Origin of the sequence: Modestobacter versicolor (genome assembly GCF_014195485.1) — a bacterium.
Classification (GTDB): domain Bacteria; phylum Actinomycetota; class Actinomycetes; order Mycobacteriales; family Geodermatophilaceae; genus Modestobacter; species Modestobacter versicolor.
In genome coordinates, this window is sequence record NZ_JACIBU010000001.1 from 3,590,586 (window position 1) to 3,606,462 (window position 15,877).

Genomic DNA, 15,877 nt, shown 5'->3' on the forward strand with positions numbered 1-15,877 from the left:
GGGCAGGAAAGTTGAGCGGACCCCGCGCAAGACACCGCAGCGCGCGGCGGCCCTCGGCTACCGGACCAGCACCACCCCGTCAGCAACGCACAGGAGAGTCCTTCCATGGCACGAGCAGTCGGTATCGACCTCGGCACGACGAACTCCGTCGTCGCGGTCCTCGAGGGCGGCGAGCCCACCGTCATCGCCAACTCCGAGGGTGCCCGCACCACCCCGTCGGTCGTCGCCTTCGCCAAGAACGGCGAGGTCCTGGTCGGCCAGTCGGCCAAGAACCAGGCGGTCACCAACGTCGACCGCACGATCCGCAGCGTCAAGCGCGAGATCGGCACCACCTGGAAGACCGGCGACATCGACGGCAAGCAGTACACCCCGCAGGAGATCAGCGCGCGGGTGCTGCAGAAGCTGAAGCGCGACGCCGAGACCTACCTGGGCGAGCCGGTCACCGAGGCCGTCATCACCGTCCCGGCGTACTTCGAGGACGCCCAGCGCCAGGCCACCAAGGAGGCCGGTGAGATCGCCGGGCTCAACGTCCTGCGCATCGTCAACGAGCCCACCGCCGCCGCGCTGGCCTACGGCCTGGACAAGGGCGAGACCGAGCAGACGATCCTGGTCTTCGACCTCGGTGGTGGCACGTTCGACGTGTCGCTGCTGGAGATCGGCGACGGCGTCATCGAGGTCAAGTCCACCGCCGGTGACAACAAGCTCGGCGGCGACGACTGGGACGAGCGGGTCGTCAAGCACCTGGTGCAGACCTTCAACGCGCAGAGCGGCATCGACCTGGCCAAGGACAAGCTGGCCATGCAGCGCCTCCGCGAGGCCGCCGAGAAGGCCAAGATCGAGCTCTCCGGCGCGCAGTCGACCAACGTCAACCTGCCCTACATCACCGCCGGTGCCGACGGCCCGCTGCACCTGGACGTCACGATCACCCGCGCGGAGTTCCAGCGGCTGACCCAGGACCTCCTGGACCGCACCAAGGCCCCGTTCAACCAGGCCATCCGCGACGCCGGCGTCTCCGTCGCCGACATCGACCATGTGGTGCTCGTCGGTGGCTCCACCCGGATGCCGGCCGTCAGCGACCTGGTCCGCGAGCTCACCGGCGGCAAGGAGCCCAACAAGGGCGTCAACCCCGACGAGGTCGTCGCCGTGGGCGCCGCGCTGCAGGCCGGTGTGCTCCGCGGTGAGGTCAAGGACGTCCTGCTCCTCGACGTCACCCCGCTGTCCCTGGGCATCGAGACCAAGGGCGGGATCATGACCAAGCTCATCGAGCGGAACACCACGATCCCGACCAAGCGCAGCGAGATCTTCACGACGGCCGACGACAACCAGCCGAGCGTGCAGATCCAGGTCTTCCAGGGCGAGCGCGAGATGGCCGCCTACAACAAGAAGCTCGGCATGTTCGAGCTGACCGGCCTGCCGCCGGCGCCGCGCGGCGTGCCGCAGATCGAGGTCGCCTTCGACATCGACGCCAACGGCATCGTGCACGTGTCCGCCAAGGACCTGGGCACGGGCAAGGAGCAGTCGATGACGATCACCGGTGGGTCGGCCCTGCCCAAGGACGACATCGAGCGGATGATGCGCGACGCCGAGGCCCACGCCGAGGAGGACAAGAAGCGCCGCGACGAGGCCGAGACCCGCAACCTCGCCGAGTCGCTGCAGTACCAGACCGAGAAGTTCCTGGCCGAGAACGGCGACAAGATCCCGGCCGAGAAGAAGGAGGAGCTGGGCGAGGCGCTGACCGAGCTGCGCTCCTCCCTCGGCGGCTCGGACATCTCCGCGATCAAGACCGCGCAGGAGAAGGTCGCGCGGGTCTCCCAGGAGGTGGGCGGTGCGCTCTACGCGCAGGCGCAGGCCGACGGGGCGGGCGCGGCGGGTGCCGGTGACGGCGGGTTCGACACCGGTGCCACGGGTGCCGGCGCGACCGGCAGCACCGCTGCCGACGACGACGTCGTCGACGCCGAGATCGTCGACGAGGACCCCGACAAGAAGTGACCTCGCCGTCCACGTGCGTGTCCACCGGCCCGGGTGACCGGGCCGGTGGACCCGGGGGGAGACGATGAGCCAGCAGGACGAGCAGGCGCCGCGGGTCGTCATCCGCGACAAGCGGCGCATCGACCCGACCAGCGGTGCGGCGCGGGTGCCGGCCGGTGACCAGCCGGCCGGCACCGCGCCGGAGCAGGGAGAGCAGATGAGCGAGCACGCACACGAGATGCCGGCGGACGTCGCCGACCAGCCGGTGGACGGCGTGGTGGTCGACGACGCCGCGCGGCAGCTGGCCGAGCGCACCGAGGACCTGCAGCGGGTCACCGCCGAGTACGCCAACTACCGGCGGCGGGTGGAGCGCGACCGGGTCCTGGTCGTCGACCAGGCCGCCGAGCGGTTCGCCGGCCAGCTGTTCCCGATCGTCGACGACATCGAGCGGGCCCGTGACCACGGTGACCTGACCGGTGCCTTCAAGGTCGTCGCCGACCGCGTCCTGGGGCTGCTCGACGGCCTCGGCGTGACGTCGTTCGGCGCGCCGGGCGACCCGTTCGACCCGGCGCTGCACGAGGCGGTGCTGCACGACACCTCACCGGAGGTGACCGAGCCGACCGCCACCACGGTGCTGCGCCCGGGCTTCCGGCGCGGCGACCGGGTGCTGCGCACGGCCATGGTCGGCGTCACCGACCCGGAGTCCCCGGCCCCCGCCGCGGCCCCGGTCGCCGGCAGCACCGCCGACGACCAGCCGGGCGCGGGCCCGGCCGCCGGCTGAGCACCACACCCGTCCGCCCGGTCCACCCTCCGCACCGCGGAGGGTGGACCGGCCCGTCAGCAGCCCAGCAGAGAGGAGGCGCCCGATGAGCAGCACCCGGGACTTCATCGAGAAGGACTACTACGCAGCCCTGGGCGTCGCCAAGGACGCCGACGCCGCGGCGATCAAGAAGGCCTACCGCCAGCTGGCCCGTGAGCTGCACCCGGACAAGAACCCGGGCAACACGCAGGCCGAGACCCGCTTCAAGGAGGTCTCCGAGGCCTACGACGTGCTCTCGGACCCGAAGCGGCGCGCGGAGTACGACGACGCCCGCCGGCTCTTCGGCTCCGGCGGCTTCCGCCCCGGTGCCGGCGCGCCCGGTGGCTTCCCGGGTGGTTTCCCCGCCGGCGCCCCCGGCGGCCAGCCCTTCGACCTCGGCGACATCTTCGGCGGCGCCGGTGCCCCCGGTGGTGCCGGCCGCGCGGGCGGGCTCGGCGACATCTTCGGCGGGCTGTTCACCGGCGGCCCGGCCGGTGCGGGTGCCGGCACCCGCGGCCGCCAGCAGGCCGCGTCCGGCCCGGCCCGCGGCCAGGACGTGGAGACCGAGGCGACGCTCGCCTTCGACGAGGCCGTGCTCGGCGTGACCGTGCCGCTGCGGATGCAGAGCCCGGGCACCTGCCCGACCTGCCACGGCAACGGGGCCCGCCCCGGCACCAGCCCGCACACCTGCCCGGTCTGCAACGGCGCCGGCGTCACCAGCCGCAGCCAGGGTGCCTTCGCCTTCTCCGAGCCCTGCCGCGAGTGCCGCGGCACCGGCTCGGTGGTCGACGACCCGTGCCCGGACTGCAAGGGCACCGGCGTCACCAACCAGACCCGCACCATCACCGTCCGGATCCCGGCCGGGGTCAAGGACGGCCAGCGCATCCGGCTGGCCGGCAAGGGCGCCCCGGGGCGCCGCGGCGGGCCGGCCGGCGACCTGTTCGTGGTCGTGCACGTCACCGGCTCGGAGCTGTTCGGCCGCAGCGGGAACGACCTCACCCTGACCGTCCCCGTCTCCTTCGCCGAGGCGGCGCTGGGGACGACGCTCACCGTGCCCACCCTCGACGGCTCGGTGTCGCTCAAGGTCCCCGCCGGCACCGCCAGCGGGCGCACCTTCCGGGTCCGCGGCCGCGGGGTGCAGACCAAGGGCGCCTCCGGCGACCTGCTGGTCACCGTGGAGGTCGCCGTCCCCGCCCGGCTCACCCCCGGCGCCCGGGAGGCGATCGAGAAGCTCGCCGCCGAGCTGCCCGACGACCCGCGGCCGGAGATCACGGCCGTCCTGCGTGACGGAGGTGCCCGATGACCATGCCCGACGCCGGTCGGTCGTTCGCCGAGGACGCACCGGTGTTCGTGATCTCCGTGGCCGCCGAGCTGGCCGGCATGCACGCCCAGACGCTGCGCCAGTACGACCGGCTCGGGCTGGTCAGCCCCGGCCGCACCCCGGGCGGTGGCCGCCGGTACAGCCCCCGCGACGTCGCGCTGCTCCGGGAGGTGCAGCGGCTGAGCCAGGAGGACGGCGTCAACCTGGCCGGCATCAAGCGGATCATCGAGCTGGAGTCGCGGGTGGAGGCGCTGCAGACCCGGGTCGCGGAGCTGCTCGACGAGCTCGAGCTCGCCGAGACCCGCAGAATCGCCGCCGAGTCCGCCGTCTCCGCGGCCTACCGCCGCGACCTGGTGCCGCGCACCTCGAGCTCCGCGCTGGTGGTGTGGCGGCCGGGCGGTCACGCGTGACCGGGAACGTCGAGCCCGCACCGGTCGTCTTCAACGGTGTGACCGTCGACAGCGCCCCGCGCGCCTCCGTGGACAGCGCCTCCCCGGGCAGTGCCGCCCCGCACGGCGCTGCGCCGGACAGCCACGCGGCCTACGTGGCCCTGGAACGGGAGATCGCGCTGCTGCTGCGCCGCTCCCGTGCCATCCAGGGCCGGCTGGCCGGCGAGCTGCACCAGGACCTGGACGGCGCCGCCTACGGCCTGCTGGTGCTGCTCGACGACGCCGGCCCGCTGCGGGCCAGCGACGTCGTCGCCCGGCTGGGCCTGGACAAGAGCACGGTGAGCCGGCAGGTCGCGTCGCTGGTCGACCTGGGGCTGGTCGACCGCGCCGCGGACCCCGACGACGGCCGCGCGCAGGTGCTGTCCACCTCCCCGGAGGGCCACCGCCGGCTCAGCCGGCTGCGGGACGCCCGCCGCGCCCGCTGGGAGGCCGACCTGGCCGGCTGGGAGACCACCGACGTCGCCACCCTGGCCACCCTGCTGGGCCGGCTCAACCGGCTCGGTGAGGCCCGCGAGGCCGAGGTCACCGGCGGCTGACGACCCACCCGCACACGCACGAACGGCCCGCCCCGGGAACCCGGGGCGGGCCGTTCGTGCGTCAGCTCAGGGGATCATCCAGCCCAGCACGTCGGTCGACTGCAGCACCACGATCACGCACATGAACAGCAGCAGGACCAGGCTCCAGCCGAAGACCTTCCGGAAGAGCTCGCCCTCCTTGCCGGCCATGCCCACGGCCGCGGCGGCGATGGCCAGGTTCTGCGGGCTGACCATCTTGCCCAGCACGCCGCCGGAGGTGTTGGCCGCGGCCAGCAGCACCGGGTCGAGCCCCGCGCCGGCGGCCGTCTGCACCTGCAGCGCGCCGAACAGCGCGTTCGCCGAGGTGTCCGAGCCGGTCACCGCCACCCCGATCCAGCCCAGGATCGGGGAGAGGAAGGCGAAGAACGCGCCGGTCTGGGCCAGCCAGGCGCCCAGCGTGGTGGTCTGCCCCGACTGGTTCATCACGTAGGCCAGCGCGAGCACCGCCATCACCGTGACGATCGCCCACTTGAGCTCGGCGTACGTGCGGCCGTAGGCCTTGAGCGCCCGGGCCGGCGACACCCGCAGCACGATCGCGGTCAGGATGCCGGCCAGGATCATCAGCGTCCCGGCGGCCGGCAGCCAGTTGAAGGTGTAGTTGGTCGAGGACAGCTCGGTGTCCGACCCGGGCCCGAAGACGTCCAGCCCCGGCCAGGCGAAGACCGTCGTCCACGGCGAGGCCGCCAGCGCCTCCTTGACCGCGCTGATGTTCGCCAGCGAGAAGATCACGATGATGATCAGGTACGGCGAGTAGGCCTTGAGCACCTCGCCGCGGGTGTCCGGCACGACCGGGCCGTCCTCGCGGCTGGCCGGCGCACCCGGGTCGCGCGGGCCCTGGCTGCCGGGCCGGTCGCCGAGCTCCTCGCCGACGGTGGCACCGGCACCGGTGCCGCCCCCACCGGCGGCCACGGTCTCCCGGGCCGGGCGGGCGAGGTCGGGCGACTCGGACGGCGTCCAGACCCGGAGCATCGCGACGATCGCGGCGGCGGAGACCAGCGCGGCGATGATGTCGGTCAGCGGCACCGAGATGTAGTTGGCGGCGACGAACTGGGCGATGGCGAACGCCAGACCCGAGACGAGCGCGACCGGCCAGGTCTGCTTCACACCGCGCATGCCGTCGACGACGAAGACCAGCACCAGCGGCACGACGATCGCCAGGATCGGCGTCTGCCGGCCGACCATCGCGCCCAGGTTGTCCACGGTCAGCCCGGCGTCGTCGTTCACGCCGGAGGTGACCGTGGCCAGGGTGACGATGGGGGTGGCCAGCGCGCCGAACGCGACCGGCGCGGTGTTGGCGATCAGCGCGACCGCGGCGGCCTTGATCGGGGCGAACCCGAGCGCCATGAGCATCACCACGGTGATCGCGACCGGGGTGCCGAAGCCGGCCAGCGCCTCGAGCAGGGCGCCGAAGCAGAAGGCGATGATGATCGCCTGGATCCGCTGGTCGGGGCTGACCTTCTCGAACGAGCGGCGGAGCACGTCGAAGTGCCCGGTCTCGACGGTCAGGTTGTAGACCCAGATGGCGTTCAGGACGATCCACAGGATCGGGAAGAACCCGAACGCGGCGCCCTCGGTGGCGCTGAGCAGCGCCTGGTCGACGGGCATCGAGTACAGCACCACCGCCACCAGCAGCGCCACGAGCAGCGCGGCGAGGCCGGCGATCCACGCCTTCACCCGCAACGCGCCCAGCAGGACGAACAGGGTCAGCAGGGGCAGGACGGCACAGAGGGCGGAGAGCCCCAGGGACCCGTTGACGGGGTCCAGCACCTGTTCGAACACGGTCTCACCTCGTTGTGAGCAGGGGTGTGGCGTGGGCAGAGGGTGGTCGAACTGGTGTCAGGCTGCAACCGGACGGGGGTCCTCTCAGTGCTGCGGGCCGAGGGTGCTGACCGGCAGCCCGCGGATCGACGCGTCGAGGACCTCGATGGTGTGCGCCAGCCCGATCCGGGTTCCCTGCCGCTCCAGCGAGGAGGACACCTGCATCAGGCAGCCGGGGTTCGCCGTCACCAGCAGCTCCGCGCCGGTGGAGGCGATGTTGCGGGCCTTCCGGTCGCCGAGCTCGCGGGCGGGCTCGGGGTTCAGCACGTTCCAGATCCCCGCCGAGCCGCAGCAGATCTCCGCCTCCGGGATCTCCTTCAGCTGCAGCCCCGGCACCTCGCGCAGCAGCGACCGGGGCTGCTGGCGGATGCCCTGGGCGTGCCCGAGGTGGCAGGCGTCGTGGTAGGCGATCGTCACCGGCAGCGGGTGCCGGGGGGCGACGCTGCCCAGCTCGGCGAGGAACTCGGAGACGTCACGCACCGACCCGGCGAAGGCCGTCGCGCGCTCGGCGTAGGCCGGGTCGTCGGCCAGCACCTCGGCGTACTCCTTCATGCTCGACCCGCAGCCGGCGGCGTTGACGACGACGGTCTGCACCCCCGCGGCCTCGAACGCGTCGATCGTGGCCCGGGCGAACCGCTCCGCCTCCTCCTGCCGGCCGTTGTGCACCGACAGCGCCCCGCAGCAGCCCTGCTTGCGCGGGATGACGACGTCGCAGCCCTCGGCGGCCAGCACCCGGGCGGTCGCGGCGTTGACGCCGGGGAAGAACTCGCCCTGCACGCAGCCGGTGAGCATCCCGACGACCGCGCGCCGCTCGCCCACCGCCGGCACCCGCTCGGGCAGCTTCTCCCGCTTCTCCAGGACCGGTGCCAGGCCCTCCATCGCGGCCAGCTTCGGCGCGAGCCGGTCCAGCAGCCCGCTCCGGCGCACCACGCTCGGCAGCCCGCTGGCCTGGTAGGCGCGCAGCGGCCCGCGCAGCGCCCGCAGCCGCCGCTTGTAGGGGAACAACGCGAAGATCGCGGCCCGCATCGCCCGGTCGCCGGGGCTGCGGGTGTGGTGCCGCTCGACCTGCACCCGGGTGGCCTCGATCAGCTTGTCGTACTGCACGCCCGACGGGCAGGCGGTCACGCAGGCCATGCAGCCCAGGCAGGCGTCGAAGTGCTGGACCATCGTGCCGGTCATCGGAGCGCCCTCGAGGCCGGCCTTCATCAGGTCGATCCGGCCGCGCGGGGAGTCCATCTCCTCGCCCCACAGCGTGTACGTGGGGCAGGTCGGCAGGCAGAACCCGCAGTGCACGCAGTCGCTGATCAGCTCCGCCGAGGGCGGGTGCTCGTCGTCGAAGGCGGGGCGCAGCGCCGGCGTCCCGACCGGCACCGGGCCGGCTGCCCGGACCCCGGCGGTGCGCGGGTCGTCCTGCGGGCCCTCGGCCTGGACGCTGGTGGGCTGTGCCATCAGATGCCTCCCACGAACCGGCCGGGCGCCAGGCGGCGCTCCGGGTCGAACTGGTCCTTCACGCGGCGCATCAGGTCGATCGCCGGCACCGGGCCCCAGACGTCGACGGCGGCCTGCACCGGGGCGGGTGCCTCGACGACCACGAGCGCGCCGCCGTGCTCACCGCAGACGGCGCGAGTGCGGGAGACCACGGTGGCGACGGCGTCGACGGGGGCGTCGGCGGGCAGCGCGCCGTAGAGGACGCCAGCGCCACCCGAGCCGCGCAGGGTCAGCGGCACCCCGGCGTCGGTGGCGGCGCGCTGGGCGACGTCGAGCACCGCGGTCAGCCCGGAGATCGCGCAGGTCAGCTTCAGGCCGGTGCCGCCGGCGGCGGTGTCGTGCCAGGGCAGCACCCCCCAGCCCGGTGGTGGCTCCTCGGCCGCCTCCGCGCCGGCGCCCAGCAGCTGCAGGGTGCTCGCCGTCCGGCTCTCCACCCCGGCGGCGGTGCCGCCGAGTCCGACGCCGATGGTGCCGGCGCCGTCGGGCCGCCACTCCACCTCGACCGCGGACGGCACCACCTGGGAGTGCACCACGGCCTGCACCAGCCGGCCGGCGTCCTCGGCGGTGCCGAACGGCGCGGTGACGAAGCGCCGGGCCGGCGGCACCGGGTGCAGCCGGAAGACCGCCTCGGTGACGACGGCGAGCGTGCCGAAGGAGCCGATGACCAGCTTGCCGAGGTCGTAGCCGGCCACGTTCTTGACCACCCGGCCGCCGGCCTTGGCGACCACGCCGTCGGCACGCACCACGGTGCAGCCGATCAGCAGGTCGCGGGCGGTGCCGACGCCGAACCGGCCCGGGCCGCTGGTGTTGGTCGCCAGCACGCCGCCGATCGAGGACCCCGGCACCGGCTCGTCCAGCGCCAGCCGCTGCCCGGCGGTGCCCACGGTCCGCTGGACGTCGGCGAGCAGCGCGCCGGCCTGGGTGTCGACGATCAGGTCGCCGGCGGCGTGGTCGAGCACGGCGGACATCCGGCTCAGGTCGACGACGAGGTCGGCGCGCTCGGGCGGCCGGCCCCAGCCGGACTTGGTGCCACGCCCGCGGGCGACGACGGTGAGCCCGTGGCCGGCCGCGGCGCGCAGCAGCTCGCCGGTCTCCGCGGTGGACGCCGGCCGGGCGACCAGGGCGACGGGCACGCCGGCGACGGCGTCGGCGGGGGTGCCCTCGGCGACGTCGGAGCAGGCGGAGGAGAGCGCGGTGCGAGCGGCGTCCAGGCTGACGGTGGTCATCAGAACGCGTCCGCGAGACCGGCCTCGACCAGCGGGTGCGCGTGCTTCCGCTTGCCGGGCACCTCCCCGCACAGCCGGGGGGTCGGGAAGATCTTGCCCGGGTTGGAGATGTTCCCCGGGTCGAAGGCGCAGCGCACCAGCTGCATGGTGTCCAGGTCGTCGCCGGTGAACATCTTCGGCATGTAGGCGGCCTTGTCCACGCCCACGCCGTGCTCGCCGGTGATCGCCCCGCCGTGGGAGATGCAGAGGTCCAGGATCGCGCCGCTGACCTTCTCCGCGGCCTCGCCGGCGCCGGGCTTCGCGTCGTCGAAGAGCACCAGCGGGTGGAGGTTGCCGTCGCCGGCGTGGAAGACGTTGGCCACCCGGACGCCGGAGGACGACGACAGCTCGGCGATCGCCCGGAGCACCTCCGGCAGCGCGGTCCGCGGGATGACGCCGTCCTGGACGATGTAGTCGGGGCTGATCCGGCCCACCGCGGCGAACGCCGACTTCCGGCCGCGCCAGATCAGCGCCCGCTCGGTCGCGTCGATGGCCAGCCGCAGCTCGAACGCGCCGTGCTCCTGGCACAGCCGCTCGACCTCGGCGTACTCGTGCTCGACCTCGGCCGCAGGGCCGTCGAGCTCGATGACGAGCACCGCGCCGGCACCGTCGGGGTAGTTGCAGTGGACGGCGGCCTCGGCGGCCTCGATGGCCAGGGCGTCCATCATCTCGATCGCCGCGGGCAGCACGCCGCTGCCGATGATCGCCGAGGTGGCCGCGCCGGCGTCGTCCGTCGTCCGGAACCCGGCGAGCAGGGTGCGCACCTCCTCCGGCAGCCGGACCAGCCGGACGGTGGCCGTGGTGGCGATGCCGAGGGTGCCCTCGGAGCCGACCACCGTGCCGAGGAGGTCGTAGCCGGGGGCGTCGGGGGCCAGGCCGCCGAGCTCGACGACGTCGCCCTGCGGCGTGACCAGCTCCGCGCCCAGCACGTGGTTGCTGGTGAAGCCGTACTTCAGGCAGTGCGCGCCGCCGGAGTTCTCGGCCAGGTTGCCGCCGATCGAGCAGATCTGCTGGCTGCTGGGGTCGGGCGCGTAGTAGTAGCCCTCCGGGGTGGCGGCCCGGGTGACGTCGAGGTTGATCACGCCGGGCTCGACGACCGCCCGCTGGTCGGCGCGGCGGACCTCGCGGATGGTGCGCATCCGGGAGGTGACCACCAGGACGCCGTCGGCGCGGGGCAGCGCCCCGCCGGACAGCCCGGTGCCCGAGCCGCGGGCGACGAACGGCACGCCGTGCTCGGCGCAGGCCCGGACGACGCCGGCGAGCTGCTCGGTGGTCTCGGGCAGCACCACCAGCGCAGGGGTGACCCGGTAGTGCGCGAGGCCGTCGCACTCGTAGGTGCGCAGCTGCGTCGGGTCCTGGATCACGCCGGTGTCGGGCATCAGCTCCCGGGCCACCCGGCCCACCGCCGCGATGCCCGCGCTGTTGCCGCCCGCCTCCCCGGTGGCCGAGGTGGCCTCCGGTGGGGTGTCGCCGAGGACCGGACCGGCCGTCGTCTCGGTGCCGTGCGTTCCGCTCATGAGGTTCCGCCTTCGTCGCCGGACCTGCAGGTGTGGTGCGCCCTCCGGGGCGGGGACCGCCGTCCCCGCCCCTGAGGGGGAGAGCTCAGGGCATGCGCTCGTAGGCGGGGACGGTGAGGAAGTCGTTGTAGTCGTCCCCGAGGGCCATCTCGGTGAACAGCGCACGCGCATCGTCCCACCGGCCCGAGGCGAACGCATCTCCCTTGGCGGCGGCGATGGCGGCCATCTCCTCCTCGATCACCCGCTGCACGAGCTCGGTGGTCACCGGCTGGCCGTCGGCGAGGGTGACGCCGTTGTGCAGCCACTGCCAGACCTGGCTGCGGCTGATCTCGGCGGTTGCGGCGTCCTCCATGAGGCCGTTGATGCCGGCGGCGCCGGAGCCCCGCAGCCAGGACTCCACGTACTGGATGCCGACGCTGACGTTGGCCCGCAGGCCGCCCTCGGTCACCTCGCCGGGGGTGGCCTTGACGTTGAGCAGGTCGGCCGCGCTGACGTGCACGTCCTCGCGCAGCTTGTCCAGCTGGTTGGGCCGCTCGCCGAGCACCTTGTCGAAGGCGTCCATCGCGGTCTGCACCATGCCCGGGTGGGCCACCCAGGAGCCGTCGAAGCCGTCGTTGGCCTCGCGGGTCTTGTCCTCGGTGATCTTGTTGAACGCGAACTCGTTCTTCGCCGGGTCCTTGCTCGGGATGAACGCCGACATGCCGCCCATCGCGTGCGCCCCGCGCTTGTGGCAGGTGCGCACCAGCAGCTCGGTGTAGGCGCGCATGAACGGCACGGTCATGGTGATCGAGTTGCGGTCGGGCAGGGTGAAGTCCGCGCCGCGGGTGCGGAAGGTCTTGATCACGCTGAACAGGTAGTCCCAGCGGCCGGCGTTGAGCCCGGAGGAGTGCTCGCGGAGCTCGTAGAGGATCTCCTCCATCTCGAACGCCGCCGGGTAGGTCTCGATCAGGCAGGTGGCCCGGATGGTGCCGCGCGGGATGCCGACGTGCTCCTGGCCGAGGACGAAGGCGTCGTTCCACAGCCGCGCCTCGAGGTGGCTCTCCATCTTGGGCAGGTAGAAGTACGGGCCCTGGCCGCGGTCGACCTGCTTGCGACCGCAGCTGACCAGGTAGAGCGCGAAGTCGACCAGGCTGCCGGAGGTCTGCTCGCCGTCGACGGTGATGTGCTTCTCCGGCAGGTGCCAGCCGCGCGGGCGGACGATGATCGTGGGCAGCTCGTCGTCGGGCCGCAGCGTGTAGCTCTTGCCGGCCTCGTTGGTGAAGTCGATCGTGCGGTCGATCGAGTCCATCAGGTTGAGCGGGCCGTTGACGACGTTCTCCCACAGCGGGGAGTTCGCGTCCTCCTGGTCGGCCAGCCAGCACTTGGCGCCGGAGTTCAGCGCGTTGATCGTCATCTTCCGGTCGGTCGGGCCGGTCATCTCGACGCGGCGGTCGACCAGCCCGGGGGCCGGCGGGGCGACCCGCCAGGAGTCGTCCTCGCGGACGTGCGCGGTCTCCGGGAGGAAGTCCAGCGTGCCGCCGTCGGCGAGGGCCTGCACCCGCTCGGTGCGGGCCTGCAGGCGCTCGAGGCGCCGGCCGTTGAGCTCACGGTGCAGCAGCGCGATCAGCTCGAGCGCCTGAGGGGTCAGGATCTCGTCGAACCGCGGCCCCATCGGACCGGTGATCTCCACGCCGTCGACGGTGCTCATGACTCTCCCTGGATGTCGGTGCCGTCCGGCGTCGACCCAGCGAGCCGGCGGACGGGCTGTGTCCCACGGGCAACCTTCCGTGAAGTGGAAGGTTCCATCTGTGATGTGGAAAACGTATCCTCGGTGCCCAGTCGGGTCAAGGCGAGCCGGGCGTCCCACACCCGGGACCTCCCGCCCCGTCCGGCGCAGGCCCAGAGGTGGGCGGACTGAGGAGAGTGGCGCGCATGGCCGAGACGACCGGCCCTGTCAGCAGTGCCGACGGCGGCGTCCAGTCGCTCGAGCGGGCCTTCCTGCTCCTGGAGCTCATGGCCGAGGACGGCGGCGAGGTCGCGCTGTCCCGCCTGGCCGTCGACAGCGGGCTGCCGCTGTCGACCATCCACCGGCTGGTGCGCACCCTGGTGGCCCGGGGCTACGTGCGGCAGCTGCCCTCGCGGCGCTACGTGCTGGGCCCGCGGCTGATCCACCTGGGCGAGAGCTCCTCGCGCACGCTGGGCACCTGGGCCCGGCCGCACCTCAGCGAGCTGGTCGACTCCACCGGCGAGACGGCGAACCTGGCGATGCTCGACGGCGACCGGGTGGTCTACGTCGCCCAGGTGCCCTCCCGGCACTCGATGCGGATGTTCACCGAGGTGGGGCGCCGGGTGCACCTGCACTGCACCGGTGTGGGCAAGGCGCTGCTCTCGCAGCTGCCGGCGTCCACCGCCCGCGAGCTGCTCGAGCGCGGCGGCATGCCCCGGCGCACCGCCAAGACCATCACCGACCCCGACGAGCTGCTGGCGCTGCTGCCGCAGATCGCCGCGCAGGGCTACGTGCTCGACGACGGCGAGCAGGAGATCGGCGTCCGCTGCGTGGCCGTGCCGGTGCCCGGCGGCCCGGCGCAGACCGCCATCTCCGTCTCCGGGCCCGAGGGCCGGGTGCCGTTGGAGAGCGTGCCGGAGATCGTGGCCCAGCTGCAGCAGACCGCCGCGGCGCTCGCCGCCGAGCTGCGCGAGGACGGTGCCCGCGCGCTCAGCGGCCGGTCCAGCTGACCCGTCCACGGTCGACGAAGGCCCGCACGCCGGCCCGGAAGTCCGCGCTGCCGAACACCTCGCGCACGATGTCGTCGCCGTCGGGCAGGTTCGCCCGCCGCAGCCGGGCCACCGCCTGGCCGGCTGCCTTCATGCTCAGCGGGGCGTGGGCCAGCAGCGTCTCCAGCAGCGCGGTCAGCGCCGGGTCCAGCTCGCCGTCGGGCACCACCTCGCCGACGAAGCCGGCGGCGTGCGCGTCGTCCGCGGACAGCAGCCTGGCCCGCAGCAGCATGTCCAGCGTGCGGCCCGGGCCCAGGTGGTGGACCAGCAGCGAGTAGCTGTTCATCGACAGGCAGTTGCCCAGCGTGCGGGCGATCGGGACGCCGAACCGGGACGACGCCGTGGCCAGCCGCAGGTCGCAGGCGGCGGCCAGCGCCAGCCCGCCGCCGACGCAGGCGCCCTCGACGGCGGCGACGGTGGGCACCGTGACGTCCTCGAGCCGGTTGACCACCCGCTCGATCCGCGCCTCGTAGGCGATGCCGTCCTCGCCGCTGGTGAAGTCGAGGAACTGGGCGATGTCGGTGCCGGCGACGAACGCCCGCCCGCCGGCGCCGCGGAGCACCAGCACCCGCACGGAGTCGTCGGTGTCGGCCCGGGCGCAGGCCTCCTCCAGCCCCTCGTACATGGCGAACGTCATCGCGTTGCGCGCCTCGGGGCGGTTGAACAGCACCGTCAGGACGGCGCCGTCCTGGCTGACCTCGAGCTCGCTCATGCCGGCTCCTCCCGGGGGCTGACGGCGTCGACGACCTCGGCGGGGACGCCGGACCGGGTGAGCACCGCGCGGGTGTCGGCGCCGAGGGGCGGGCCGGCCACCCCGCGGACGGCGGGGGTGCGGGAGAACCGCATCGGCGAGCCGATCTGCCGGACCGGGCCGAGCGCGGGGTGCGGGGCGTCCCAGAAGAAGCCGCGGGCGGCCAGGTGGTCGTCGGTGAAGACCTGCCCGTAGTCGTTGATCGGGGCGCACGGCACGCCCGCATCGCCGAGCGCGGCCAGCAGGTCGTCGGTGGTGCGGGTGCGGGTGCGCGACTCGACGACGTCCAGCAGCTCGCCCCGGCGGGCGTGCCGGCGGGTGGCGTCGGCGTAGCCCTCGTCGGCGAGCTGGTCGGCCATGTCCAGCGTCCGGCAGAGGCCGGCCCAGGTGTTCGGGGTGTTGGCGCCGATGGTGATCCACCCGTCGGCGGTCTGGAAGGCCTGGTAGGGCGCCTGGCTCTGGTGCGCCGAGCCCAGCGGCCCGCCGACCTCGCCGGTGGCGAAGTACTTGCCGGCCTCCCACACCGCGAGGCTCACGCCGGCCTCGAACAGCGAGACGTCGATGGACTGCCCGCGGCCGGTGCGGTCCCGCTCGCGCAGCGCCGCGGTCACCGCCAGCGCCAGGTAGAGGCCGCAGACCAGGTCGCACACCGGGACGCCGACCTTCACCGGCTCGCCGCCCGGGGTGCCGGTGATGCTCATGATCCCGCTGCGCGCCTGGGCCATGATGTCCAGCCCCGGCAGCGGTGCGAGCGGGCCGTCCTGGCCCCAGCCCGACCCGGAGGCGCAGACCACCCGGGGGTTGACCGCCCAGATGCCGGCGGGGTCGAGCCCCAGCCGGGCCATCGCGCCGGGCCGGAGGTTCTCGATCACCACGTCGGCGGCCTCGACCAGGGCGAGGAACGCCTGCTTGCCGGCCGCGGACTTCAGGTCGAGGGCGACGGACTCCTTGTTCCGGTTCAGCCGCAGGTACGGCGAGCTCTCGCCGTCCAGGAAGGGCCCGCTGGCCCGCACCGGGTCCCCGGAGCGCGGGTCCTCGACCTTGATCACCCTCGCGCCCAGGTCCGCCAGCTGCATGGCGGCGTACGGCGCGGCCATGAACACGCCGACCTCGAGCACGGTGGTGCCGGTCAGAGGTGGCTGGTCGGTCAGGTCGTCGGGTGCGCTCACAGC

At 73.7% G+C, this 15,877-nt stretch carries 13 protein-coding genes; 6 read left to right on the plus strand and 7 right to left on the minus strand.

Going from position 1 to position 15,877, the window contains the following annotated elements:
• Positions 1 to 105 precede the first annotated feature (105 nt).
• The 5 genes from dnaK (at position 106) to FHX36_RS17595 (ending at position 5,073) form a co-directional block, all read left to right on the plus strand.
• Positions 106 to 1,989: a molecular chaperone DnaK gene (dnaK, locus tag FHX36_RS17575; RefSeq protein WP_110552109.1), complete on the plus strand. Its 1,884-nt coding sequence runs from the start codon at positions 106 to 108 to the stop codon at positions 1,987 to 1,989.
• A 64-nt stretch (positions 1,990 to 2,053) separates the two neighbouring features.
• Positions 2,054 to 2,749, plus strand: a complete 696-nt coding sequence (grpE, locus tag FHX36_RS17580) for a nucleotide exchange factor GrpE (RefSeq protein ID WP_110552110.1) — start codon at positions 2,054 to 2,056, stop codon at positions 2,747 to 2,749.
• Positions 2,750 to 2,834: 85 nt separating this feature from the next.
• Positions 2,835 to 4,070: a molecular chaperone DnaJ gene (gene dnaJ / locus FHX36_RS17585; RefSeq protein ID WP_183513952.1), complete on the plus strand. Its 1,236-nt coding sequence runs from the start codon at positions 2,835 to 2,837 to the stop codon at positions 4,068 to 4,070.
• Complete coding sequence (locus FHX36_RS17590) at positions 4,067 to 4,498, plus strand: heat shock protein transcriptional repressor HspR (RefSeq protein ID WP_110550974.1); 432 nt, start codon at positions 4,067 to 4,069, stop codon at positions 4,496 to 4,498. The genes dnaJ and FHX36_RS17590 overlap by 4 nt, the downstream gene beginning before the upstream one ends.
• Complete coding sequence (locus FHX36_RS17595; RefSeq protein ID WP_110550979.1) at positions 4,495 to 5,073, plus strand: MarR family winged helix-turn-helix transcriptional regulator; 579 nt, start codon at positions 4,495 to 4,497, stop codon at positions 5,071 to 5,073. The genes FHX36_RS17590 and FHX36_RS17595 overlap by 4 nt, the downstream gene beginning before the upstream one ends.
• A 66-nt stretch (positions 5,074 to 5,139) precedes the next feature.
• Here the strand turns inward: FHX36_RS17595 and FHX36_RS17600 are convergent, their stop codons facing one another.
• The 5 genes from FHX36_RS17600 to aceB all read right to left on the minus strand — a co-directional run bounded on the left by FHX36_RS17600 (position 5,140) and on the right by aceB (position 12,887).
• Complete coding sequence (locus FHX36_RS17600; protein ID WP_110550973.1) at positions 5,140 to 6,891, minus strand: L-lactate permease; 1,752 nt, start codon at positions 6,889 to 6,891, stop codon at positions 5,140 to 5,142.
• Between the two features lie 84 nt (positions 6,892 to 6,975).
• Positions 6,976 to 8,379 carry a (Fe-S)-binding protein gene (locus tag FHX36_RS17605; protein WP_181428650.1) on the minus strand — a complete coding sequence of 468 codons (1,404 nt, stop codon included), beginning with the start codon at positions 8,377 to 8,379 and terminating at the stop codon, positions 6,976 to 6,978.
• Positions 8,379 to 9,644: an FAD-binding oxidoreductase gene (locus FHX36_RS17610; protein ID WP_110550972.1), complete on the minus strand. Its 1,266-nt coding sequence runs from the start codon at positions 9,642 to 9,644 to the stop codon at positions 8,379 to 8,381. Before FHX36_RS17610 ends, FHX36_RS17605 begins: the two co-directional genes overlap by 1 nt.
• Complete coding sequence (locus tag FHX36_RS17615; RefSeq protein ID WP_220035820.1) at positions 9,644 to 11,200, minus strand: FAD-linked oxidase C-terminal domain-containing protein; 1,557 nt, start codon at positions 11,198 to 11,200, stop codon at positions 9,644 to 9,646. The genes FHX36_RS17610 and FHX36_RS17615 overlap by 1 nt, the downstream gene beginning before the upstream one ends.
• A gap of 85 nt (positions 11,201 to 11,285) precedes the next feature.
• Positions 11,286 to 12,887 (minus strand): malate synthase A, encoded by a 1,602-nt coding sequence (aceB, locus tag FHX36_RS17620; RefSeq protein ID WP_110550971.1) that lies wholly within the window; start codon positions 12,885 to 12,887, stop codon positions 11,286 to 11,288.
• 224 nt (positions 12,888 to 13,111) lie between these two features.
• Between aceB and FHX36_RS17625 the strand changes: the two genes are divergently transcribed.
• Complete coding sequence (locus FHX36_RS17625) at positions 13,112 to 13,915, plus strand: IclR family transcriptional regulator (RefSeq protein ID WP_110550970.1); 804 nt, start codon at positions 13,112 to 13,114, stop codon at positions 13,913 to 13,915.
• Here the strand turns inward: FHX36_RS17625 and FHX36_RS17630 are convergent.
• Both FHX36_RS17630 and FHX36_RS17635 read right to left on the minus strand, forming a co-directional pair.
• The gene (locus FHX36_RS17630; RefSeq protein ID WP_110550969.1) at positions 13,896 to 14,666 is read right to left on the minus strand and encodes an enoyl-CoA hydratase/isomerase family protein; all 771 of its coding nucleotides are present in this window, start codon (positions 14,664 to 14,666) and stop codon (positions 13,896 to 13,898) included. The two genes, FHX36_RS17625 and FHX36_RS17630, sit on opposite strands and share 20 nt — an antisense overlap.
• Positions 14,663 to 15,874, minus strand: a complete 1,212-nt coding sequence (locus tag FHX36_RS17635; RefSeq protein ID WP_220035819.1) for a CaiB/BaiF CoA transferase family protein — start codon at positions 15,872 to 15,874, stop codon at positions 14,663 to 14,665. Before FHX36_RS17635 ends, FHX36_RS17630 begins: the two co-directional genes overlap by 4 nt.
• Positions 15,875 to 15,877: the final 3 nt, after the last annotated feature.

What these genes read in the sequence shown, in the direction of transcription:
- dnaK (WP_110552109.1), top strand. Translation starts at nt 106, where the DNA reads ATGGCACGAGCAGTCGGTATCGACCTCGGCACGACGAACTCCGTCGTC.
- grpE (WP_110552110.1), top strand. Translation starts at nt 2,054, where the DNA reads ATGAGCCAGCAGGACGAGCAGGCGCCGCGGGTCGTCATCCGCGACAAG.
- dnaJ (WP_183513952.1), top strand. Translation starts at nt 2,835, where the DNA reads ATGAGCAGCACCCGGGACTTCATCGAGAAGGACTACTACGCAGCCCTG.
- FHX36_RS17590 (WP_110550974.1), top strand. Translation starts at nt 4,067, where the DNA reads ATGACCATGCCCGACGCCGGTCGGTCGTTCGCCGAGGACGCACCGGTG.
- FHX36_RS17605 (WP_181428650.1), bottom strand. Translation starts at nt 8,379, where the DNA reads ATGGCACAGCCCACCAGCGTCCAGGCCGAGGGCCCGCAGGACGACCCG.
- FHX36_RS17610 (WP_110550972.1), bottom strand. Translation starts at nt 9,644, where the DNA reads ATGACCACCGTCAGCCTGGACGCCGCTCGCACCGCGCTCTCCTCCGCC.
- FHX36_RS17615 (WP_220035820.1), bottom strand. Translation starts at nt 11,200, where the DNA reads ATGAGCGGAACGCACGGCACCGAGACGACGGCCGGTCCGGTCCTCGGC.
- aceB (WP_110550971.1), bottom strand. Translation starts at nt 12,887, where the DNA reads ATGAGCACCGTCGACGGCGTGGAGATCACCGGTCCGATGGGGCCGCGG.
- FHX36_RS17625 (WP_110550970.1), top strand. Translation starts at nt 13,112, where the DNA reads ATGGCCGAGACGACCGGCCCTGTCAGCAGTGCCGACGGCGGCGTCCAG.
- FHX36_RS17630 (WP_110550969.1), bottom strand. Translation starts at nt 14,666, where the DNA reads ATGAGCGAGCTCGAGGTCAGCCAGGACGGCGCCGTCCTGACGGTGCTG.